This window comes from Paenibacillus koleovorans NBRC 103111 (genome assembly GCF_004000845.1).
Lineage (GTDB): Bacteria > Bacillota > Bacilli > Paenibacillales > NBRC-103111 > Paenibacillus_AA > Paenibacillus_AA koleovorans.
Window position 1 is genome coordinate 1 of sequence record NZ_BIMA01000117.1, and the last position, 21,996, is coordinate 21,996.

Genomic DNA, 21,996 nt, shown 5'->3' on the forward strand with positions numbered 1-21,996 from the left:
CCAAGTAGACCAAATTTACCCTTCTTCAACCGCCGTCGACCGCCTCACCGTTACAGCGACAGCAAAGCTCCCGGCATCCCTGCCGAGAGCTCACCTGCCATGGCTGCCACGCTATACCCGCGACTCGCTGCCGATCGTCGCCTTCGGATGCCGCTCAAGTGACTCGCGGTACTCCACACGCCCGATCCGGCAGCCGTTGCCGATCGTCACACGCGCACCTCGAACCAAGTCCGCCGTCACATACTCCAGATGAACGACATCGCCCTCGATCAGCTCGCAAGTCATTGTACCGGCTTCCTTCAGCGAGAGCAGGCTCTTGATCTTGCTCAGCTGGCTGCGCTTCACGACTACGGTGCCGCCTCCAATTTCCCGAGCCTGGCAATTGCCGTGCAGACTCAGCTCCAACTGTTCGGCGCTGATCAGCTCCCCGACATCTACCAACCCGGTCAGCTTCATCCCCTCGGCTTCACAGCTCCGGCCCGCCTGGACGTGTCCCGACAACCGCAGCTGTCCGCCCCGGATCGAACCGCCGACCGCCAATTGACCGACGCCTCCGCTCTGCTCCAGCACGAGGTCCTGTTCCACGCTGCATTGGCCGGTAAGCTTCAGCTTCCGGGTCTCGAGCGAGCCTTTCACCTGCACCTCGCCCATAAAGGAGCACGATTCCGCCGTCACATCACCGGTGAAGACGACCTCGCCTGTCGTGCGAACGGCGCGGAACTTCCCGCCCCCCGACGAAGTCGACCCGACCATCCGAAAATCATGCAAAGCATCAGTTGCCATTCGTAAACACCTCCTTGCCGATGTGCGCCCCGGGCAGCTTTTTCAGCTCGCCGCTGTACTCGACCCGCCCGATGCTGCACCCTTTTCCGATCGTAACCAGCTTCCCTCTGACGACATCCGCCTTCGTATACACAAGCTCGATCTCGTCGCCTTCAATCACCTTCGCATGCAGCTCCGTCGAGTAAGCCGGCACCAGCCACCGCCACAAAGGATCCCACTTGCCGCTCGACTTGCGCACCCGTATCGTTTCCCCGCCGATCTCACGAACCGTGCACCGCGCAAGCATATCCAGCTCGAGCAAGCCTATATTCAGTAGACCGCCTACTGTAAGCGCGCCTTTCACGACGCAATCGTCCACCTCGCAATTTTGCGCGACCGTAAGCATCCCGTACATTTCCAACCGTTGCCCGCTGACCGATTCCTGCACCCTAACCATGCCGTTGATTTTCGCTTCGTTCGCTTGCAAGCTTCCCTGCAGCCGCATCGTGCCCTCTCCGTCCAATCGACCTGCCATAATCGAGCCGCGCGCTTTCAGCGTTCCATTCGTTTTCACCGACTCGGCCGACACATCTCCGATCAAAGTGCCGACGCCGTTCACATCCACACGCACATATCGTCCCCCCGCAGCGGAACCGATCCCATTGATGATCAGCTCGCCCGAAGCCGTCGGATGAAGTACCATAATCATCGCTCCTTTCTTTTGTTTGCACCTACTCCTACCGTCACACCAGCAGCTCCTTCAACTTCTCCACTCGTGCGCCTAGCGAATCCCGCATGACGAGCTTCGCTCCGCTCTCCATAAACACATCCGCCGATCCTGACACTAACGCGAACCAAGACACACCAATCTTGCGGACAAAGAGCAGATCGCACGGCTTGCCTTCGAACTTCTGGAGATGCTCCCGCATCGTCTGCACAAGCGCCGTCCCCTCCTCGAGGCTCATCTCGCCGGTCTGCAGCAATTGATCCACCGTATACAGCGTGAGGATCATCTCAAAAGAGAACACTGTTTCGCCACTTGTCTCCGCTGCGTAACGATCCATCACAACCCTTGAAACAATGTTCCGATCCATCAGCTCATGCTTGCGCATTTCCATGTCCAATAGCACCGGAGAGAGTTTGTCGGCCAACTGATCGAGAGACAAATCTTCCTTCAGGTTGATTATTTTATCGATCCGCTCGAGTATTAAATGTTTAGGAAAAAACGTCTCTTGTCCGGTAAACGTCGACTTGCGGATAAACCACTCTTCCGGAATAAGCTGCTTTCGCTTCCAACGGTACAATTGCCCGTATGAAATTCCGCACTGTTCAAGCAGCTCTTTTTTAGAAATCAAATTCGGGTCCACTACACGGCACCTCCTTGCCGAATAATATAACATAACACTGTTACGTTGTAAATTCAAAAACAACTTCGTCACCCAATCACATCTTCTAAACCTCATTATTTGTGCTGGCCCTACCTGAACGATTGGCTTATGATGGAAAGGAACTTGTCGAAGCGATAACAGCATATAGGGAGAGTGCGGCGGTCTATGAGCAAGGAAACGATTATTTGTTTCGGGGATTCGATTACGCAAGGCTCGAGCGAGGAGATCCGTTGGACGACGGTGCTGCAGAAAAAGCTGGAGGAGCGGTTTGGCGAGGAACGGTATACCGTTGTCAATGCGGGCATTGGCGGCAACACAACGGCGAACGCGTTCGACCGGCTGGAGAAAGATGTGATCGAGCGGCTACCGGCTACCGTCCTGCTTGAATTCGGCATCAATGACTCCAATCACCGGCCTTGGGCATCCGTGCCGCGCGTGAGCGTGCTGGAGTACGAGAAAAATATGCGCGAGTTTCATCGCGTAATCCAAAAACGCGGAGGCCGCTGCTTCTTCGTGCTTAACCACCCGCTTGAAGAGCCGCCGGGCTTTTATATCCAAGGCAACGGGCTGACGTTTCAGCAAAACTTGGAACCGTACAACGAAGTCGTCCGCAAGCTGTCCGAGGAATTGGAAGTACCGGTGCTTGATTTGCCCAGAGGGCTAAGGGAACGCCGAACACCCCTAATCCAATTCTGGACAGGAGACGGCGTGCATCTGTCTGAGTATGGCAATGCGGTATACGCGGATATCGTGTTCGAACAGTTGTGCCCGCTGTTGGCTTAATCTTGTGGTGCATTACAGTGCAAAAGCTACCGGCCCGCTTACCCGAGCAGCTTGACCAGACCTTGGATCAGCACACGCGGGTCGGAGCTCCCAAATAACACCGAGAACGTCGTGAACCCTTCGTTGAACGCAATGATCTGCATCGCAATCAGCTTCGTATCTTTGTCATGCGAGATGAAGCCTTGCTCCTTCAGAACGACGACCAGCCTCTCGATGCCGGCCACCCATTCTCTATACTTCTCCTTAAAAATCGCTTCCATATCCGGATTATGTCTCGTATGCTGATAAAAATCGACAAGCACGAGAATCCAATTGCTCTTGCCTTTGAGCATCTCGGCCAGCCCCGTCAGCGTCGCGGTCATTACTTCTTCGAGCGAAGTATGCGCCGGATCGTATTGCCTAGGAATGTCCGTCCAACCTTTCGTTAACTCCAATTGGTAATTCATAATGTGGATGAACATTTCTTCCTTGCTCTCAAAATGCCCGTAAAACGCCCCCTTAGTATGCCCGGTCCGGGCTACAATATCGCCAAGCGACGTAGCCGTGTAGCCCTTCTCCGAAAAACATTGCATGCCCGCTTCGAGCAGCAGCTTGTAGGTTGCCTCCCGCTTCAACTGAAATTTATTCTTTTTCAAGCTGACCGCTCCTTTCCCAATAATAAAAACTCGACTCCCCGCACCTTGGAAAATTTATCATCAACGATACCACACAACCATCGATTTCATCAAGATGCCAGGCTCAAAAAAAATGACCTCGCAGCCAGATGGCCGGAGGTCCAGTCAGGGTATAGGGTAATGATAGTAATGACGTCGGGATTAGCAGTCGAAGTACAGACCGTACTCGTACGGGTGGATGCGGATCGAAACGGCTTTCGCTTCGCTACGCTTGTGCTCGATGTAGTTGTCGATGAAGTCTTGGGAGAACACGCCGCCTTGAGTCAGGAACTCGCTGTCGACTTCCAGAGCGTCAAGCGCTTCGTCCAATGTACCTGGAACACTGCGAATCTCGCCCTTCTCGGAATCGGACATCTCGTAGATGTTCTTGTCGAAAGGACCGTAGCCCAGAGCGCGAGGATCGATTTTCTTCTGGATGCCGTCCAGACCGGCAAGCAGCATAGCTGCGAAGGCCAGGTAAGGGTTAGCTGTGGAGTCCGGGGTACGGAACTCGATGCGGCAGCCTTTAGGCGTAACAGCTGCAATCGGAATACGTACGGCTGCGGAACGGTTGCCCTTGGAGAACACGAGGTTAACCGGTGCTTCGTAGCCAGGTACGAGACGTTTGAATGAGTTGGTGCTCGGGTTGGTCAAAGCGATCAGAGCCGGAGCATGGTGCAAAATACCGCCGATGTAGTACAGGGCCGTTTCGCTCAGGTTGGCATATCCACCCTTCTCATAGAAAAGAGGCGTGTCGCCGTTGAAGATCGATTGGTGAACGTGCATCCCGGAGCCATTGTCGCCAAACAGCGGCTTTGGCATGAAAGTAGCTACTTTGCCGTATTGGCGAGCGGTGTTGTGCACGATATATTTGTACTTCATCAGGTTGTCGGCCGTCTTGGTCAGCGTGTCGAAGCGGAAGTTGATCTCGGCTTGGCCAGCTGTCGCTACTTCGTGGTGATGGCGCTCGATGCGAAGGCCAGTCTCGGCCAGCAAACGGCACATTTCACTGCGGATATCTTGTTGGCTGTCCATCGGAGCAACCGGAACATAACCGCCCTTAACCGGAACCTTGAAGCCCAGGTTGCCGCCTTCTTCTTTACGGCCGGAGTTCCAGGCTGCTTCTTCGGAGTCCACTTCGAAGTAGGATTTGTTCATGCCGCTCTCGAAACGAACGTCGTCGAAGATGAAGAATTCGGATTCAGGTGCGAAGAATGCAGTCGTCCCGATACCGGCTTTTTGCAAGTATTCTTCGGCCTTCTGAGCGATCGAACGCGGGTCGCGGTCATAACGCTCGCCGTCCGGCGTATGAATGTTGCACGTAAGAACCAATGTAGGGTGAGCTGTGAAAGGATCCACATAAGCAGTCTCGGTATCCGGCATCATAACCATGTCGGATTCTTCAATGCCGCGGAAGCCCGGGATGGACGAACCGTCGAATGCCACGCCGTTTACGAATGTCTCTTCATCCACTTCAGTTGACGGTAAGCTGATATGTTGCGCCTTACCGGACAGGCCGATAAAACGGAAATCAACCCACTCGATATTTTTCTCCTTAATAAGCGACATTACATTTTGGACTGACATTGTTCATATCCTCCTATTTCCGAACATTCTCGGCTAAATTGGTCATCATTGTTCAAGTTTCAATGATTATGGCCTTATTATAGAACGGCCCGTTTTGAACCGTCAATACTTATGTAAGGTATTTTTTGCGGGTATGTCAGCTATACTCACACGAAAGCGTTTTCTTCACAATTTCGTCATAAACCCGTATAAACAAAACAAGAGCTCGAGCGATCGAGCCCCGCAAAGTTTAAAATGACAGCCTCAAACAACCCGTCTACTCGACTTTCAATTGGTCTATTCGCGTACGTATTCGCCTGACAGATCACACAGGAATTGGGCCAGCAAGGCGCTGTGCAGCGGCATCTCGGCCCACAGCACATGCTCGGACAAGGCATGGTGGCCGCTCCCTACGCAACCGAGCCCATCCAGCGTCGGGGCCAGCCCGGCGGTCAAATTCGCGTCGCCGAATCCGCCGCTTAGCGTCTCCTCGAGCTCCATCCCGAAATGTTCTCTCGCCGTCGATTGCAGTCTGCGGAAGAGGTCTGCGCCTCGATCGTCGCGATACATCGGATATCGATTGATGCCGCCGCTCACTTCCAGCTGGATCCCTGGCAGTATCGGCAGCAGGTTCATTATCCGCTCGTTCATCCGGTTGCCGTCCTCTTTCTCCAGGAACCTAAGATCGATTTCGGCTTCTGCGTAGTCTGCCACTACATTGAAGGCTGTCCCGCCGCTCACTTTGCCAACGTTCAAGGAGATTCCGACCGATCGGTCCGCCAATCCGTGAATATGCTGAATCTGTCTCGCCAGCTCCTCGATCGAGCTTACTCCTTGCTGTTGAAGACTGCCGGCATGGGCGGATATCCCCTTGATCTTCAGCCGATAAATACCGATGCCGCGTCTGGCGGTGATCATTTTCTTGACCGGATACGTGGTTGATTCCAACACCAGCACACACTTGCTCTTACCCGCCTCTTCCAGGATCAAGTCCCGGGAGGAGGGGCTGCCAGCCTCTTCATCGGAGGTGCACAGCAGTACGATTCTGGCATGTGGATGCACCTCCAGCTGCCGAAGCGCATGAACGGCGTACAGCGCTTGGACCAAGCCTGCTTTCATATCCACCGTCCCGGGTCCGAACGCCTTGTCGTTCTCTATGCGAAAGGGCATCACTTGCAATTGTCCCTGCGGCCATACCGTATCGAAATGACCGAGCAGCAAAATTTGGTCAGGTCCGCTTCCCCATTCGCAGCGAATATGATTCCCATATTGCATATCCTCGATGGAAACAGTGCTGCCGCCGGTCAGCCTTACGAATGCTTCGCCGATGTAGGCGCCGATTCGATCATTCAACGCTTTATCCGCAGACGGGGACTCGAGCTCTACAAGCAACCGAAGCAGGCCGGTCATCTCGTCTTGTCGAGCAACCAGCCAATTATAAAATCGATTCATGACTCGCCTCCAGTCCCGGGCTGCGGAGATCAACCTTCTCGCCGGCAGCGGCCCAGTCAAATCCGGCCTCATGGGTGAGCATGTTCCCTTCATAACAAAGCGAGATCGCCTCGGACAAGCCTTCCACCCAAGTAGCTTGCAGCTGTTGATCGATTATGGTCATCTGCTCGGGAAAGCTTGCGATTGATGGCATAGACCGATGGGCGCCATGAATACAGAGGGTTTGTGCTCGGGCCGCTTCCAAACCACAGGATACGTCGCCCCCCTCTCTTACGGCGTTAAGCACCGACTCCCATTTGACCGAATGCGGAACGTCCAGCGGACCGTAATCCTTCCGCGTGCCATCGTGACAGGCGACCCTCAGCCGTCCGTCCCCATCGTCATAGCTCACTACCGCATGCTCGAACTCCAGCCGGAACCGGGTTTCTTCCCGGTTGACCGCATGAGTGGCGTAGAACAGCACCTCGACCGTCTCGCCGGCAAAGGCCCGAATGAAGCTGGTGTCGAAGTTCTCGATGTCGTTCGCCCTGTATAGCTCCGCCTCGACGAAGTGCGGCGCCGCGCTCGAATTCCAGGTTTGTCCCAGCAGGAAGAACAATATATGCAAATGATGCGCGGAAGCGTTATTCGCGACGGAGTCCAGCACCCATCGGCCGCTTCGCTCGTCGATTCGCCTGCCGGCCCACTGATTGCGCCCGTAGTAGCTCCAGCCGCGCGGGCGGAGCACCGCCATCTTGAAGCGGATCGGCCGACCGAACGCTCCAGCTGCAATATCGGACTTCAGCGCCTGGAAGATCGGAGAATAAGCCCATTGGTAGCCGATCGCCACGAGCTTGCCGTACCGATCTCTCGCTTCGATCATGGCGTCTACTTCCTCCAACGTAGCCGCCGCCGGTTTCTCGCAGAGGACATGAGAGCCGTGGGCAAGCGCGCAGCAGGTCATCTCGGCGTGAAGCTGAATAGGCGTCGAGATGACTGTCAGATCGGCTGCGACCTCGCGGAAGCAGCTCTCGATATCGGAATAGATCGGAATACTCCGATTGAGCAGAGCCTCATAATAGCTGCTTCCCTCCGGCCGGGGGTCCACTACGGCGGCCAGCCGGACGGCCTCCTCGGCCTCGAATGCCAGCAATTCCTTCATATATACGTTCCCATATCCTCCAATCCCTACAAGAACGACTTGGATCGGATCCATCATCCTTAACCTCTCCCTCTTGGCCAGCCATAGTCCTGGCTGGATTCCTTATCCATGCAACGACCGAAATCGAGCCCCGCACCAATCCCTCAGCTCCGGAAGATCGCAATAGGATAAAATACCGGGAAGCAGAATACTGCTGATATCGCGGGAGTCGTAATACTGCGACCTCACGAGCTCTTCGTAGGACGACAACGGCTTCTCCCAGCTCACAGCTTCAATCCGCTCGTCCAGGCTTGCCGCCAGCAGCCCGTATACGCCGTATTTGCCGTACGCATACACCTGGACCTGTGTATAATCCATCAAAGGGAGCTCCTTAACAACGTCAACGGCTCGCAGCACATCGTTTACTCTTACCGCGGCAAGACTGTCGTTCAGCCAAATCAAGTCGCAAGCTAGCTTATGAATAATTTCATAGAAATCCAGCGTGTCCCGATTGCTTAAAGCATGCGGCTGCAGAATACCCACTCCGGACACATCCAGTACCATCACGCTATAGCCTTGTGCGCACCGGGTCCGAATCCAGCCGATATGCGCCTGCATGCTATGCGTTCCTCCGTCCCACACGGCAATCGTAACGGGCAGCGTTTCGTTGGCGAGGTGAACGCTTCTGAAAATCCAGGCGTAATTCATTATGCCTTTCTGCGACCACCATGCCGCATTGTATACACTTAACTCGTCGAGGTAGCCCTTGACCATATTCAGACGCGGATTGAGCTCGCCATGCTCCCGGTTGGCCAGCACTTTGTCCCTGAGCCAGCCAAGCGCGCGATCTCTCCTTGCCTCCGGCTGCAGTCCGGCCCGATAGAGGGACGACTGCGCGGCCCGATCGATGTTCTCATGATAGACCTTCCGGCTATCCGCTCCGTGCACTTGACCTGATCCCGTACACCATAGCTCTGCAGGCTCCATGGGGCGGATGGCTCCACTGGCGGCGTCACGGCGCAGCAGATGCTCGGAGAAAAATTGAGCGGCCGCCCGAGCGAGCTTCTCCGTATAACGATGGGTCCAAGTATCTTCCACGTAACGGAGATTTGCTTCTCTTCCGTACATCTCCCAAAACCTTCTGGTTCGATCGACTGTCTCCCGCGTGCCTTCTATCGGGAAAAAATCGTATTTTACGGCAAGCACCAGAACCGGCTTAGGCGCCATAGCCAGTAAAATATCCTCATGATCCAGACCGGCGGAGGAGAACCCCGGCCAGATCTGCTCCGCATCCTGGGCACCGCCGGCATATAAATAAGTGCGTCTGTTCATAATGAATGTTGCGGGAGCCGCCGCTGCTATGCGCGGGTCGGCGAGCATCATCATAGAGGTCTGCGTCCCTCCGCCCGAATTACCCGTTACACCGATTCGAGCTGGGTCCACCTCAGGGCGGGTACACAAGTAATCTACCGCACGCATCGCATCGTGAAGAAAGTAACGGGCAAGGCTGTCTCCGAGCAGCAGGCACTGGCTGCCAACATGATCGTGCTCCGCAACCCCCCCGCGTATCAATGCTGCCGACGCGGCAGGCTCATAATAGCTGAGCCGTTCTCCTTGCCCGATGGGATCGATTGCAAGCACGACCAGACCTGCTCGCACAAGATGCTGGCATACGCACTGATAGTCGGGATGGTGCTTGGCCATTTCGAAGTGTCCGCTTAGAAACAGCACCGCTCCGGTAGGGGCATCCAGGCCATCGGGAATATACAGATTGGAGGAAACCGCCGTCTTGTTCCTGGAGTGGAACAGCACCTTCTCGATGCGATAGCCGTCGCAAGGTATCGTGCCTGTGAGATCAGGCTCGAGTGAGGGCGCCTCTTCCGGAAGACCGCCGATCGAGTGGAGAAACTGCTGTCGGATCCATGCCTGCCGACGCTCCAGCTCTTGCACATCTCCTACTGCGTCTCGCGACGAATCCCCCGCACGGAAAGCTTCGAGGGAACGCTCATACACCCACCTCTTCAATTGGTCCCTGAAATCATAAAAGCCTGTGTATTGCTCCAACTCCTTGATTCTCATACTTGACCTTCCCTTCTTCCGTCGGGCTGTTCCGTCTGCAGCCTCCAACGCCGCAGCTCCGGCAAATCGCACACCTGCAGCATCCCAGGCAGTACAGCGCTTAGCATCCGATTGGTGTTGTAATACCGGGAGACTGCTACCTCCTCCAGACTCTCCACGCAACCGGTTACTTCAATTTCGCGTACCCTGTCGTCAAGAAACGCGGCAATGTGCGCGTAGATGCCGCTCAGACCGTATGCGTACAGCCGGGTATCCTGGCTGCTGACCCGCCTATGCTCGTCAAGAAAGTCCAACGCCCGAATGATGTCATAGGTACGCATCGCCGCCAGGCTGTCGTCCAGCCATATAAGATCGTTCATCAGCTTCCACATGATGCCGTGATTGCCGCTGTATGGGTCCGCGTTCAGAGGCGAGTGGGGCTCCAGACCGCCGGCCCCCGTCACCTCCAGGACCAGGACGGCTCTGCCGGACTTGCATGTGCTCCGGATCCAGTCCAAGTGACGCTCGATCTCTCTCGTCCCACTGTTCCAGATGGCTATCGTAACCGGCAGCTCCTGATCCAAGTGCTCGTAAGATCGGAATGTTAAGCCATGGCTGAATAACTCCCTCTGACTCCGCCAGATGCTGCTTTCCACGGCAAGCTCGCCCAAGTAGCGGTTGCCCTGGGCAAATCGGATCTGCCTTGGATTCAGCTCGCATGGAATTCGTCCGGCGAATACCTTGCTCTTGAGCCAAGCCAGCGCTCGCGCTTTGCGCACTTCGTCCGGATTGGCCATGCGCAGGCTTCGGCAGAGGTAAAGACGATCGAGATTTTCTTCATGAACGGCACGAGCATGAGGCCAATCAAGCTTCACCTGTCCCGAGTCCATGCACCAGAGCAGAGACGGCTCCAGAGGAGAAACATCCTTTTCGTCAACCGCCTTTGCCTCATTCCCCAACAGGTGCACGGAAAAAAACCGGGATGCGGCTTTAGCCATTGGCACCGTATAGGCGTGCTCCGCTTCGTCCTCCACCAGATCGAGCAGCTCGCCCGCACCATGAAGCTCCCAGTAGCGCTTGGCGCGCTCGACGGTTCGGCGCGTCCCTTCGATCGGAAAAAAATCGTATTTGGCCGCCAAAACTCGAACCGGACGGGGAGCCATACACAGCAGCGCATCCTCATGATCGATACCCTGTGCCGTCATGCCGGGCCATATTTGCTCCGCGTCCTGCGTCTGTCCGGAGTGAAGGAAGGACTCCCTGCTCATGACGTAGGTAGCGGGAGCGGCCGCCGCAATGCGCGGGTCCGTCATCATGAGCAGCATCGTCTGCAGCCCTCCGCCGGAGTTGCCCGTCACGCCGATTCTCGCCGGGTCCACATCCGGGCGCGTGTACAAATAATCGATAGCCCGCATCGCGTCGTGCAGGAAGTAACGGGCGAGGCTGTCTCCGAGCAAGAGGCATTGAGTACCTGTGTAATCGTGCTCGGTCGTTCCCCACCGAATCAGGTTTTCGCCGGTAGCGGGGTCCAAGTAGCTTTGCCGTTCCCCTTGTCCGATCGGATCCATCGCAAGGACGATCAAGCCGCTGCGGACGAGAAACTGACAGACCGTCTGGTACGCCCGGTTATGCTTGGCTTCCTCGGAATGACCGCACAGGAACAACACGGCGCCTGTCGGCGAGGCAATGCCAGCAGGAATGTATACGTTGGACGTCACGAACGTCTGCGGCCGAGATTCGAAGACGACTTTCTCGACACAATAAGCTTCTTCAATAAGAACATCCGTAACTCTGGAATTCAACGGATGATCCGATGGCGGAATCCCACCCAGCCCGTCAATAAGCCGTTCTCGGACGAAACGCTGCCGAGCGGCTAGCGACTCCGTGCCGTCGATGCGATCCTTCTGTTCTTCACCAGCCCGAAAGGCCGCTTGGGACCGATCATAGATCAATCTCGGCAATTGGCCGGCGACATCATAGAGCGTTGTACGGTAGCTTTCCAGCGCCTTTAGTTGCATCGTCCTTCCCCTTCCATTCCTCACTCAGCATAGGATATGATTCTCGGCGAGAAACATAGGCAAGACGACTCAATAGCGGGCCGTCACCATTTTTTTGCGCGTGTAGAACTCCACGCCGTCCCGGCCGTTCGCATGAAGATCCCCGTAAAAGGACTTTTTGTACCCCGAGAAAGGAAAAAATGCCATAGGCGCGGGAACGCCCAAATTGATGCCCAGCATGCCTGCATCTATCTCATCGCGGAATTTCCTGACTGCTCTGGCGCTATTCGTGTATAGACAGGCTCCATTGGCGAACGGGGATCGATTCGCTATCGCAATTGCTTCCTCCAAATCAGCCGCTCTCGCGATAGACAGCACAGGAGCAAAGATTTCGTCCTGCCAAAGCTTCATTCCGGGTTCCACGCGATCGAAAACAGTTGGACCGATGAAAAACCCGCTTCCGCTAGACGCCTCGTCTTCTCGGCCGTCTCGGAGCATGATGGCGCCTTCCTGCACGCCCGTCTCGATGTAGCGGATGGTGCGAGCTCTGTTCTCCTCCCGGATCAGCGGCCCCAGGAATGTAGATTCGTCCATTCCATCTCCGATCTTGACGGCATGAGCCGCCTCGAGCAGCTTCTCCACAAGCTTGTCGGCAATATCGCCTACCGCCACGACTACCGCGCATGCCATGCACCGCTCGCCCGCGGACCCGAAGGCGGCTCCGATCAAATTCGTCACGGCGAGCTCAAGATCCGCATCCGGCAGCACGATCGAATGATTCTTGGCTCCGGCGAGCGCTTGCACTCGTTTGCCGTGCAGCGCCCCCGTCCTGTACACATATTCGGCAACCGGCTGCGAGCCGACGAAGGAGATCGCTTGAACCGCCTTATGCTCCAGCAGCCCGTTCACCACATCATGGGTTCCATGAACGACATTCAGCACGCCTGGCGGCAGACCGGCCTCCTCCAACAGCTCAGCCAGTCGATTGGCAAGCAACGGCGTTCGCTCCGACGGCTTGAGGACGAAGGTGTTCCCGCATGCAATCGCGAGCGGAAACATCCAGCAAGGGACCATCATCGGAAAATTGAATGGCGTGATCCCGCCTATGACTCCGATCGGGTACCGATACATGCCCGATTCTATGCCGGACGCAATGTCCTGAAGCTGACTGCCCATAAGCAGAGTTGGCGCTCCTGCGGCAAATTCGACGCATTCGATGCCGCGCTGAACCTCTCCCCGAGCTTCGGCCAAATTTTTCCCGTTCTCCATCGTTATGATCCGGGCAAGCTCTTCCGCATGCTCGTTCAAGAGCTGCTGGTACCGGAATAGCACCCTCGCCCTCCGCGGAGCGGGGACGGTTCTCCATTCAGCGAAGGCCGCGCTTGCAGCTTCTACGGCTGCGTCCAATTCCGCTCTCGACGAGCAGGGAACGGAAGCTATGTTCGCCCCTGTAGCAGGGTTCAGCACATCCGCATGAATAGAAGGGGAGGAAACCCAACGACCCCCTATATAGTTGTTGAGCTTGTTCTTGTCCATTTCGTTTATATGCCCCTCCCTGTCTGGTTATCACTATTAGTATAGGCGGGGGAGCGGCAGGCATCATTAGACAAAGTGTCAATAGAATCGCCCTCCGGAAATGATTTAATGTAGTTTTACTTACAAAATGTCATAGAAGCTGGATCCGGATTGGCAAACAAAAAAACGCCGGAGCTCGCGAATGCTGATTCGTCGATTCCGGCGCTCTTCGTATTCCGTTGCACAGTATGCAGGCCTTGATCAGGTCGGCCGGACCGCTTGCTCTGCTTCCCTGTCGTATACAACGTTGCCCCGACTAATAGTTTTGTCTATTCGAAAGATTGAATTGTCATTGCTCGTATACACGATCATATCGGCGGGGGAGCCAATCTCCAAACCGCCTGCTCCCGTTCGATCCAATCCAAACAGTTCTGCCGGATGCAAGGAGGCCATGTCGATTGACTCCCCTAGCGTGCAGATGCCGTGTGAGCTCATGACAGCCAATGCGGTTGAAAGCGGAAGAGCCGATCCGGCCAAAATTCCAGGTGAATCGGCAAGATGCAAGTGACCGTTTGGTTCCAGGACTACCTTGCCATTGTGGCTATCGTACGTACCTGCCGGCATTCCCGCCAAATAGGAAGCATCACTTGTGATAATGGCCTTTCTTCCCTTCGCTCGAAGCATGGATTTCAAAGTGGATAGGGGCAGATGAAAGCCATCGCCGATCAGTCCGGCCCACATCCGGTCTTCGGCCAGTTGAGCCCAAATATAATTGGGATGTCGGGGGAGCATCAGATGGGAGCCATTGCCCAAGTGAGTACTCATCCGTGCCCCGGCTTCAACAGCTTGCCGGATTTCTTGCTCTGTCGCCGCGCTATGCCCGATCGCGGGAACAACTCCCTCCTTGGCGAGACGACGTATAAAATCGATAGCCCCCGGCAACTCAGGCGCAAGCGTTACTTTGCATATCCGCCCCTCCGCCGCTTCCTGCCAAGCCATATACTCCTTCCAATCCGGATTTCTGACCCATTCTTTTTTGTGCGCTCCTCTGGGGCCATCCTCGCTCGAGATATAAGGCCCTTCGACATGAATTCCCAATACGGCGTTCCGCACCTGAAGATCTTCCCGGCATGCATGGGCAACCGTCTGAATTCCATGCAGCATAAGTTCATATTCTCCGGTTATGATTGTGGGACAGAACCGGGTCACTCCGTATCGGTGAAGAACGCCCACTATATTTTGCAATGTTTCCAGACTGCAATTACCGTCGTTCAGGTTGAACCCGCCGATTCCGTTGACCTGGATATCGATCAGGCCTGGTCCTATCCAGGCTGTTCCTTCATATTGGGTTTCCCTGCAGCCCGTAATAAGGTCTCCGTTCACTTCCAGCTCAACACCTTGTCCAGTTCGCCAATGCTTGCCTCTGTAAATAGTTGTCATCCTGCTCACGCTCCATAGTGGTTAACGATTTTTAAACCACTGTATAGCAAAGCCATGCGTACCGCATTAGACATTCTGTACAAATCACAAACCGCCTTTGGCTTTATCCAGAAACAAGCGCGCTCGAATCGCCATCTGAAGCGCCAGCCTGCGTTCGCCGATCAGACAATCCGGGCCAAGCAGCTGAGTAATCTTCTTGAGCCGGTAGTACAACGACTGCCGAACAATAAACAACCGTTCCGCGGCATCCGCTTTCGATCCGTCGAGCTCCAAGTAAACCTCCAACGTTCTTGCCAGCTCGGAGCCCTTCTCCTTGTCGTGCTCCAGCAGCGGACCTAGCTGTGTGAATACATATTGTTGAAGAACCGAGCGGTCTTCGATGCTCTGAAGCAACTGGTAGACACCAAGCTCGTCATAATAGATCGCCTCGGAGCGCAAGCAAGGCAGCACGCTCATGGCCTGGACAGATTCCTTGTAGCCATCGGGCGCCTCCAGCAAATTCCGGTATGTGCGGCTAATCCCGACGCGAAGCTGAAGATCACCGATCTTCTCTTCCCTCAAGGCAAATAGCTGCGAAATAACTTTTTGATATCGACCAGCGAACGATTTGGGTGAAGACTTATTGACAGCGATCACCACAAGTCTGTTGTTCTTCAACGTCATGAACGGATGAAAGCCCTGCAGCTCGAATAGCGATCGGACCATGATCGAGAGATGAAGGCCTATTGTGTCCTCTCCGTAGTCCTCCAGCTTCTCGTATCCTGCAGCTTCCCCGAACTCGATGATTCCAATCCGATACAATTGCTCCCTAGATGAAAGTGTATGAACCCCTGTAACGGCGCTTAGCCGCTCTACATCGCGTACCCGGCCAAGAAGCAGATCGTCAACCCACAAATTTTCGGAGTAGAGCCGCCTCTCCTCCATATAACGTTTTCTCAACAAATCGTGCGCTACAGAAAGTGCCGCCGCATCCAGTATGAGGTAATCCCTTTCTTGGGTTTTGCGATCGAGCAGCATCACCAGGAAACCCCAGGTTTTCCCGAGCGCCCCAACCGCTTGCGCCAGTGCGATCCGCTCCCTCCACTCCTTTAGCAGCGGCTCGGTCTCCCAAGCATCCTCCTTTTCTACCCGAAGCCAACCATTCAGCATGTCCAACGTATCTTCCTGTGACTTGGGGGGGAGGGACGGAACGAAGACGGGCTGCCCTTCGGCCGGTAAGAACACAACCTGGCTGGCGGTGCTGGCCTGCAGAAGCTTCAAGACGCTCGGCATCCCCTGTGAGGTTAGCGTCATTCGATGGAACTGCCTGGAGATCATCTCCAATTCCCGTAAATTAAGCTGATGCCGATTAATGATCGAGGAGTTGATGTCCTGGGTAATGTCGATAAACCGAACCGTTTTAGGAAAAGCGAGCAACGGAAATTTGTGCCTCTCCGCCAGTTCGAGCATCTGTGACGGAACTTGGTCGAACCGGGTACTAAGCTCCAGACATAAGCAGGAAACATCTTGTGCGATCAGCTTCTCCATATAGCGGACCGAAGCCGCGGCATCCATGGAAATGAGAATGCCGGTCGTCAGAATGAGCTCCTCGCCGTTGACAAAGCGCTCCGCATCCGTTTCCTCCAAGATGTGCACCCATCTTACCGGTCGGTCCAGCCCGCCTTCCCCTGCAAGGATTGTAGCGGAAGAAAACACCGGTCGTTGCAAGATTTCTCTTACCGTTAGCATAGTCTGCTCCCTCTATCCGTTTCTTCGGCGGAATATGGATTTATGCTCTTTGTTGTTTATTCTACACAAAAAAAGGTTCCCGTCCTATAGGACGGGAACAAAATCAGGTTTGGGGTTCAAGCAAACCTTATGCGAATTGGAAGGATTTAGCGGTGTTGAACGTTTTGCCGCACAGCGGCGCGAGCTTCTCCAGGTCCAGCAGCAGCTTGGCGAACTGATCCGGGAAGAGCGATTGAACGCCGTCTCCGGTCATGGAGTTGTCCGGATCGGTGTGCATCTCGACGATGAGGCCGTCGGCGCCGGCGGCGACTGAAGCCTTGCTCATCGGCTCGACCAGCTCGCGGCGTCCCGTACCGTGGCTCGGGTCGGAGATGACCGGCAAGTGGCTGAGCGATTGCAGCACCGGAATGGCGGACAAGTCGAGCGTGTTGCGCGTGTAAGTCTCGAACGTACGAATGCCGCGTTCACAGAGCATCACGTTCGGATTGCCGCTGGCCAGGATATATTCGGCGGCATTGAGGAACTCGTCGTAAGTAGCGCTGAAGCCGCGCTTCAGCAGGACGGGACGGTTGCAAGTACCCAGCTTGCGGAGCAAGTCGAAGTTCTGCATGTTGCGCGTGCCTACTTGGAGGATGTCGGCGTACTCGGCGCAGACGTCCACGTACTCCGGCGTCATGACTTCGGTGATGGTGAGCAGTCCGTGCTTGCGGCCGGCTTCGGCCATCATCACGAGACCTTCTACGCCGACGCCCTGGAAGCTGTATGGGCCGGTTCTAGGCTTGAATGCACCGCCGCGCAACACTTGGCCGCCGGAGAGCTTCACGAGCCGTGCGATCTCGTCGATCTGCTCCGGCGATTCTACGGCGCAAGGGCCGCCCATGATGACGAGCTCGTCGCCGCCGATGGAGACATCGTTGATCTTGATCACCGTATTGTCCGGATGGAAGTCACGGCTAGCGAGCTTGTAAGACTTCGAGATCTTGATGACGTTCTCGATGCCCGACATTTGGCGGAGCTGCTCCGCGAGCTTCGGATCGGCCTTGCCGATAATGCCGATGACGGTCCGGTCCGTTCCTTTAGACACATGCGCTTGCACGCCGAATTTCTCAATGTGGTGCACGATCTCGTCGATCCGTTCGTCCGACACCTTGCTGGAAGTAACTGCTATCATTGATGCCACGCTCCTCGAATAAAATATAAAGCACTTTCGCGCTTGTTCGCTTTTAAGCTTTTAAGCTTTTATGCTTTTAACTGTTAAAGTCACTATACAATGAGAAGGAGACTTCCGTCAAGCATCTTTTTCATGCCGGACGGATCGTCTCCTGTTAAGAATTGGTTGCGGTTATACAGCTGCTGCAGCTAAGGTTGGTCTTCCTGCGATACAGTAACGGATGCCGACGATAGCAATGCGCGGCGCGCCCGGCGTTTCTCCGTTCTCCGAGCCGTGTATAACTCCAGCAGCAGCTTGATCGGCCAATAGAACAGCAGCCCGAGCAAAATCCCGTCCACCATACCTCCCACAATCAGCTTAATGTTGACGTAGAGCATTCTTTCGAGCCATTCGGGTAAAAATGTGATCCATTTGTTGATATTGTCGGGGACGATCCATCCCCCTACTTTATTATTGAAGAAGGCCATCGGGATATAAATGACTTTGCCGAATACAAATCCGATCAGCGCCCCGGCCAGGCTGGATCTGAACAAATAGACAAGCGGAAAAATAAGAAAAAAGGCGAGACCGAACGTAGGCAGCGTAAACATCTCGACGAACAAGCCGATGGCAAAGCCGATCGACACTTTCGCCGCTCCCCCTTTGGCCCGAAACAAGAGCAAATATTTGTACTTGAACCACCGGCGCAAGCCTGTCATGGAGACACGCACTTTGCTGCTCCAGCCCCTCGATGCGTTGTTCATCTGTGCGGACACTTGGGTCTCCATCCTATCTTATAAAATGAGGCCTGCTCTCTGTTGTATTGCGTGCCCCTCTTCATTATACCTGATCGCGGCGCCGCAACCAAACCCGCAACCGCCCAGGGCCGACAGGAACATTTTGTTAGGGAACCAAGGGCCTGGACTAAAAAACGAACAAATAGCGGTTGAAGTAACCGATGATAAAGATAAAATGGAACATGAACGAAAATAGAGCGTAACCGGCCACCGCGGTCAACTGCCTGCGCAGCATTTCAACCAAATATAGATAAAACGGGAAGCATACGGTCATGTACCGCGGAATACTGGCCAAATGCTCGCCGCTGCTGAACGGAATGATGACCAACAGCAAGCCCGTACCATAGAGCAGAAGCTCTTGTCCGCTTTTGAACAGCTTGCCGCGCTTAACAAGCGCATAGGCGATAAACACCAGCAGCACAGCAGTTGCGATTGCGAACGAAATCAAGCCGTTTTCCCAGCCCGAGCTCGTTCCGAAGTAAGGATGCTTTAGATAGCGTATGTAGCTGACAAAAGGCAGTGTCGTATGCCGGCCCCAATTGATCTGCTCGTTTAGCGGGGCGAGGAAATCGCCGGTCAGCCACTTCATGTAGCCGAGATAGCTGGCGAGCGGTACGCAGCCCAAGAGCACGTACAGCAGTAAGCGCCAGTCGCGCCAATGGAAGCGCCAAATGCCTTTGTGCAGCAGCATCGAGCAGAACGTGTAGAGGAAAATAACCGCTCCCACGTTGCGCGTCACCGTCGTTAATCCGGCCAGCAGGAAAGCCGGCAGCCAATTGCGCGTCATTGAGAAATACACGGCTCCTAAGGCAAGCATCAGGAAGAGGCTTTCCGTGTACGGGACGGCGAAGAACAAGGCGGCGGGTGCGATCAGCAGCAGGCAGACGACGATCCGGGCATGCATGTCTTTGAGTCCGCGCAGGATGGCGATTTTGTAGAAGAAGATCATGGCGGCGAGCAGGAACAGATTGGACAAGATCAGACCGATTGCGATCGGATCCAGAGAGGAAGGCGTAATCTCCATAACCGCCCGCATCGCCAGAGGGAACATCGGGAAAAACACCCAGTTCGCCGGTGGATGGGGCTCGTCGATTTTATAGTTGTCGTATCCGCTCTCGGCCATATTGACGTAAGCGAACGTATCGGCGGTCATGAATGTCTTGCGTATGGGCACCTTCGTCTCGAGCATTTCGGTTTCGATAAGCATCATCTGCTCTTGCGAGCCGGGCCAGCCAGCCTCCTTGTAGTCGGACGGGTGATCGTAGAAGGAGAACAAGTTCATGCCGAAATAGGCGGTCACGTAGATCAAAATCCGAGTCAGGATGAAGATCGTGACGAGAAAGCGGATCGGTTTGGCGTCTCTAGTTGGCGTGGTCTCGGGCGAAAGCTGCGGTAGTGCAGTTGCAGCTATAGCGGCTTGCTGCTGCGAAATGTTGGTTTCCAAGCTGAACATCCTTTCGTTTGGTGCAAGAGACTGGACTTTTTCGGGGTTCGTCTGAAGCCTTCTCTCTATCATACCCGAAAATGCCCCATTCAAGAAAGGGCCGCTTCCTCGTTCGACATTATTCGCTTGCACCGCCTGCGGATTCGTGCTAAGATACTACTTGTCCCGCTGAGATCCAGCGGAACTTGGTAACGCGGAGCTGTGGTGTAGAGGCCTAACATGCCTGCCTGTCACGCAGGAGACCGCGGGTTCGAATCCCGTCAGCTCCGCCATTACTTCCCCGAATCCGGGATGAGAACCGCAGGTTCGCCGAAGCATTGGCATCGAAAGCAACACTTCGCAGCCTCGACAGACCGATTTGATCGGTCAACGAGTATCCCGTCAGCTCCGCCATTACTTCCATGTAAGAACAAGACAAACAGATTTTAAAGCAGCAACATATAGAGAGAAGTGAAAGAGCAGAGACAACCGTCCTGCTCTTTTTCGCAACTTGGGAAAGGAGCCGGTTTCTGTGGACGCCAATCGACGCCGGGGACGTTTCGCCCCCACTCCATCCGGTCAACTGCATCTCGGCAACGCTCGCACCGCTTTGCTTGCATGGCTGCAGATGCGAAGCGTGGGCGGAGAGTTCCTGCTGCGCATGGAGGATATCGATACATACCGCTCCAAACCCTCGCTGGCACAGCAGATCCTGGACGATCTCCGCTGGCTCGGCATCGACTGGGATACCGGGCCGGATATTGGCGGACCGGATGCGCCATATACGCAGAGCGAGCGATTGAAGCTCTACGAAGCGGCCATGCGACAGCTGTTCGAGAAGGACGCGCTCTATCCTTGCTTTTGCAGCCGAGCGGACCTGCAGCAAATCGCCAGCGCCCCGCACGGCCTCGCATCCGAGGGGCCGGCATATCCCGGTCTTTGCCGGGGGCTGACGGCGAACGAGCGGGCGGAACGGGCGGCGCGCAAGACGCCCTCTATTCGCTTTCGCATGCCGGAGGAAGATGGAATTGAATTCGAGGATGCCTTCCTAGGATGGCAGCGGTTTAGTCCGAGCCAGCATGGGGGCGACTTCATCGTCCGACGGGCCGATGAAGTGTTCGGCTACCAGCTGGCCGTCGTCGTCGACGATGCGGCGATGCGCATCACCGATGTGCTGCGCGGCGCCGATCTGCTCGACTCGACGCCGCGCCAGCTGCAGCTGTACGAGGCTCTGGCGCTGCCGGCTCCTCGGTTCGCGCATGTGCCGCTGCTCGTCGGGGCCGACGGGCAGCGGCTCTCCAAGCGGCACGGGTCGACGACCCTCGCCGCTTGGCGGGGTGCCGGGACGCCGCCGGAGCGCGTCGTCGGCGCCTTGGCTTGGCTGAGCGGCTTGATCGCTCAGCCGGAGCCTTTGCGCGCGGCGGAGCTCGCGCGCGAGCCGTTCCGCTTGGACGCGGTGCCGGCGGAGCCGGCGGTCGTGGACGAGCGGGTGTTTCGGTTTTTGGCGGGGGAGCGGTAGCGCGGCGCGGTTTGCTTGTGTTGTCCGACTTTTTCGGACTACGCAGCACCGCGGCGGGCCAAACCGTGATGTAGTTCGACTTTGCCCACTTGCAAAGCTGTTTTGGCTAGCAGCCGCCGGACTTTGCCTCTCCAATTCGGCAAAGTCGGACTGCGGAGTCAATAGCAGCTCGTCACCTTCCCACAGTCCGACTTTTTCGGACTGCATCAAACATGGTTACCTGGTGGTCTGCCTCTCTTTCAGCCTATTCTAGCCATACTCCCTCCGTCCACCTACGTTTTCCACACTATCCCTTCCGCTCAGGCCAGTAACCAGCCCATCTTGAGCCGCTCACACACCCCAGCCTACCGTGCCGCTCTCCAGTCCGAAAAACCCTGACTGCATCTGAACTATGGGGGTCGAAATGTGCTCTAGTCCGATTTTGCCCACTTGCAGGGCCGTTTTGGCGACCGCTCGTCTGAAACCGCCTCTCCAATTCGGCAAAGTCGGACTACGGCATCAATAGCAGCCAGCCACCTTCCCGCAGTCCGACTTTTTCGGACTGCAGACTCCCATGGCGCTTGTACGGCACCATAGATGATGAAAATGAGGCGAATTTTCAGAGTAGCAGTCACGGTTACCTGGTGGTCTGCCTCCCTTTCAGCT

Annotated in this window: 17 protein-coding genes and 1 tRNA gene; 3 read left to right on the forward strand and 15 right to left on the reverse strand. The window is 55.5% G+C overall.

What is annotated here, in order from left to right:
- Nucleotides 1-111: 111 nt before the first annotated feature.
- The 3 genes from PKO02S_RS26430 to PKO02S_RS26440 are packed head-to-tail and all read right to left on the reverse strand — an operon-like array spanning nt 112 to nt 2,129.
- Nucleotides 112-783, reverse strand: a complete 672-nt coding sequence (locus PKO02S_RS26430; protein ID WP_127587875.1) for a hypothetical protein — start codon at nt 781-783, stop codon at nt 112-114.
- Complete coding sequence (locus tag PKO02S_RS26435; RefSeq protein WP_127587877.1) at nt 773-1,465, reverse strand: hypothetical protein; 693 nt, start codon at nt 1,463-1,465, stop codon at nt 773-775. Before PKO02S_RS26435 ends, PKO02S_RS26430 begins: the two co-directional genes overlap by 11 nt.
- 40 nt (nt 1,466-1,505) lie before the next feature.
- Entirely contained in the window at nt 1,506-2,129 is a 624-nt protein-coding gene (locus PKO02S_RS26440) for a YhbD family protein (protein WP_127587878.1), read from the reverse strand.
- Between the two features lie 186 nt (nt 2,130-2,315).
- Here PKO02S_RS26440 and PKO02S_RS26445 point away from each other — a divergent pair, with 186 nt between their 5' ends.
- Nucleotides 2,316-2,933, forward strand: coding sequence for an SGNH/GDSL hydrolase family protein (locus PKO02S_RS26445; RefSeq protein WP_127587880.1), 618 nt, complete (start codon nt 2,316-2,318; stop codon nt 2,931-2,933).
- 38 nt (nt 2,934-2,971) lie between these two features.
- Here PKO02S_RS26445 and PKO02S_RS26450 read toward each other — a convergent pair whose 3' ends face one another.
- The 12 genes from PKO02S_RS26450 to PKO02S_RS26505 form a co-directional block, all read right to left on the reverse strand.
- Nucleotides 2,972-3,568 carry a TetR/AcrR family transcriptional regulator gene (locus tag PKO02S_RS26450; RefSeq protein ID WP_127587882.1) on the reverse strand — a complete coding sequence of 199 codons (597 nt, stop codon included), beginning with the start codon at nt 3,566-3,568 and terminating at the stop codon, nt 2,972-2,974.
- Nucleotides 3,569-3,748: 180 nt separating this feature from the next.
- The gene (gene glnA / locus PKO02S_RS26455) at nt 3,749-5,173 is read right to left on the reverse strand and encodes a type I glutamate--ammonia ligase (protein ID WP_127587884.1); all 1,425 of its coding nucleotides are present in this window, start codon (nt 5,171-5,173) and stop codon (nt 3,749-3,751) included.
- A 276-nt stretch (nt 5,174-5,449) separates the two neighbouring features.
- Nucleotides 5,450-6,604 (reverse strand): M20 family metallopeptidase, encoded by a 1,155-nt coding sequence (locus PKO02S_RS26460; protein ID WP_164821703.1) that lies wholly within the window; start codon nt 6,602-6,604, stop codon nt 5,450-5,452.
- Nucleotides 6,588-7,802, reverse strand: a complete 1,215-nt coding sequence (locus tag PKO02S_RS26465; protein WP_127587888.1) for a Gfo/Idh/MocA family protein — start codon at nt 7,800-7,802, stop codon at nt 6,588-6,590. The genes PKO02S_RS26460 and PKO02S_RS26465 overlap by 17 nt, the downstream gene beginning before the upstream one ends.
- Nucleotides 7,803-7,847: 45 nt before the next feature.
- Nucleotides 7,848-9,803 carry an acetylxylan esterase gene (locus tag PKO02S_RS26470; RefSeq protein WP_127587890.1) on the reverse strand — a complete coding sequence of 652 codons (1,956 nt, stop codon included), beginning with the start codon at nt 9,801-9,803 and terminating at the stop codon, nt 7,848-7,850.
- Nucleotides 9,800-11,800, reverse strand: coding sequence for an alpha/beta hydrolase (locus PKO02S_RS26475; RefSeq protein ID WP_127587892.1), 2,001 nt, complete (start codon nt 11,798-11,800; stop codon nt 9,800-9,802). Before PKO02S_RS26475 ends, PKO02S_RS26470 begins: the two co-directional genes overlap by 4 nt.
- A 69-nt stretch (nt 11,801-11,869) precedes the next feature.
- A complete protein-coding gene (locus PKO02S_RS26480) occupies nt 11,870-13,324 on the reverse strand; it encodes a CoA-acylating methylmalonate-semialdehyde dehydrogenase (protein WP_127587894.1) in 1,455 nt (484 codons plus the stop codon).
- 231 nt (nt 13,325-13,555) lie between these two features.
- Nucleotides 13,556-14,734 carry an N-acetylglucosamine-6-phosphate deacetylase gene (locus PKO02S_RS26485; protein WP_127587896.1) on the reverse strand — a complete coding sequence of 393 codons (1,179 nt, stop codon included), beginning with the start codon at nt 14,732-14,734 and terminating at the stop codon, nt 13,556-13,558.
- A gap of 84 nt (nt 14,735-14,818) precedes the next feature.
- On the reverse strand, nt 14,819-16,462 hold the full coding sequence (locus tag PKO02S_RS26490; RefSeq protein WP_127587898.1) for a PucR family transcriptional regulator: 1,644 nt from the start codon (nt 16,460-16,462) through the stop codon (nt 14,819-14,821).
- 127 nt (nt 16,463-16,589) lie between these two features.
- Nucleotides 16,590-17,633: a 3-deoxy-7-phosphoheptulonate synthase gene (aroF, locus tag PKO02S_RS26495; protein ID WP_127587900.1), complete on the reverse strand. Its 1,044-nt coding sequence runs from the start codon at nt 17,631-17,633 to the stop codon at nt 16,590-16,592.
- 188 nt (nt 17,634-17,821) lie between these two features.
- Nucleotides 17,822-18,388: a DUF2062 domain-containing protein gene (locus PKO02S_RS26500; RefSeq protein ID WP_307720042.1), complete on the reverse strand. Its 567-nt coding sequence runs from the start codon at nt 18,386-18,388 to the stop codon at nt 17,822-17,824.
- A gap of 148 nt (nt 18,389-18,536) precedes the next feature.
- A complete protein-coding gene (locus PKO02S_RS26505) occupies nt 18,537-19,853 on the reverse strand; it encodes a mannosyltransferase family protein (RefSeq protein ID WP_164821704.1) in 1,317 nt (438 codons plus the stop codon).
- Between the two features lie 195 nt (nt 19,854-20,048).
- On the opposite strand from PKO02S_RS26505, the gene PKO02S_RS26510 reads away from it, so the two are divergent.
- Together PKO02S_RS26510 and gluQRS are read left to right on the forward strand one after the other, a co-directional pair.
- Nucleotides 20,049-20,125 (forward strand) — tRNA-Asp (locus PKO02S_RS26510).
- Nucleotides 20,126-20,364: 239 nt separating this feature from the next.
- Complete coding sequence (gene gluQRS, locus PKO02S_RS26515) at nt 20,365-21,351, forward strand: tRNA glutamyl-Q(34) synthetase GluQRS (protein WP_127587902.1); 987 nt, start codon at nt 20,365-20,367, stop codon at nt 21,349-21,351.
- Nucleotides 21,352-21,996: the final 645 nt, after the last annotated feature.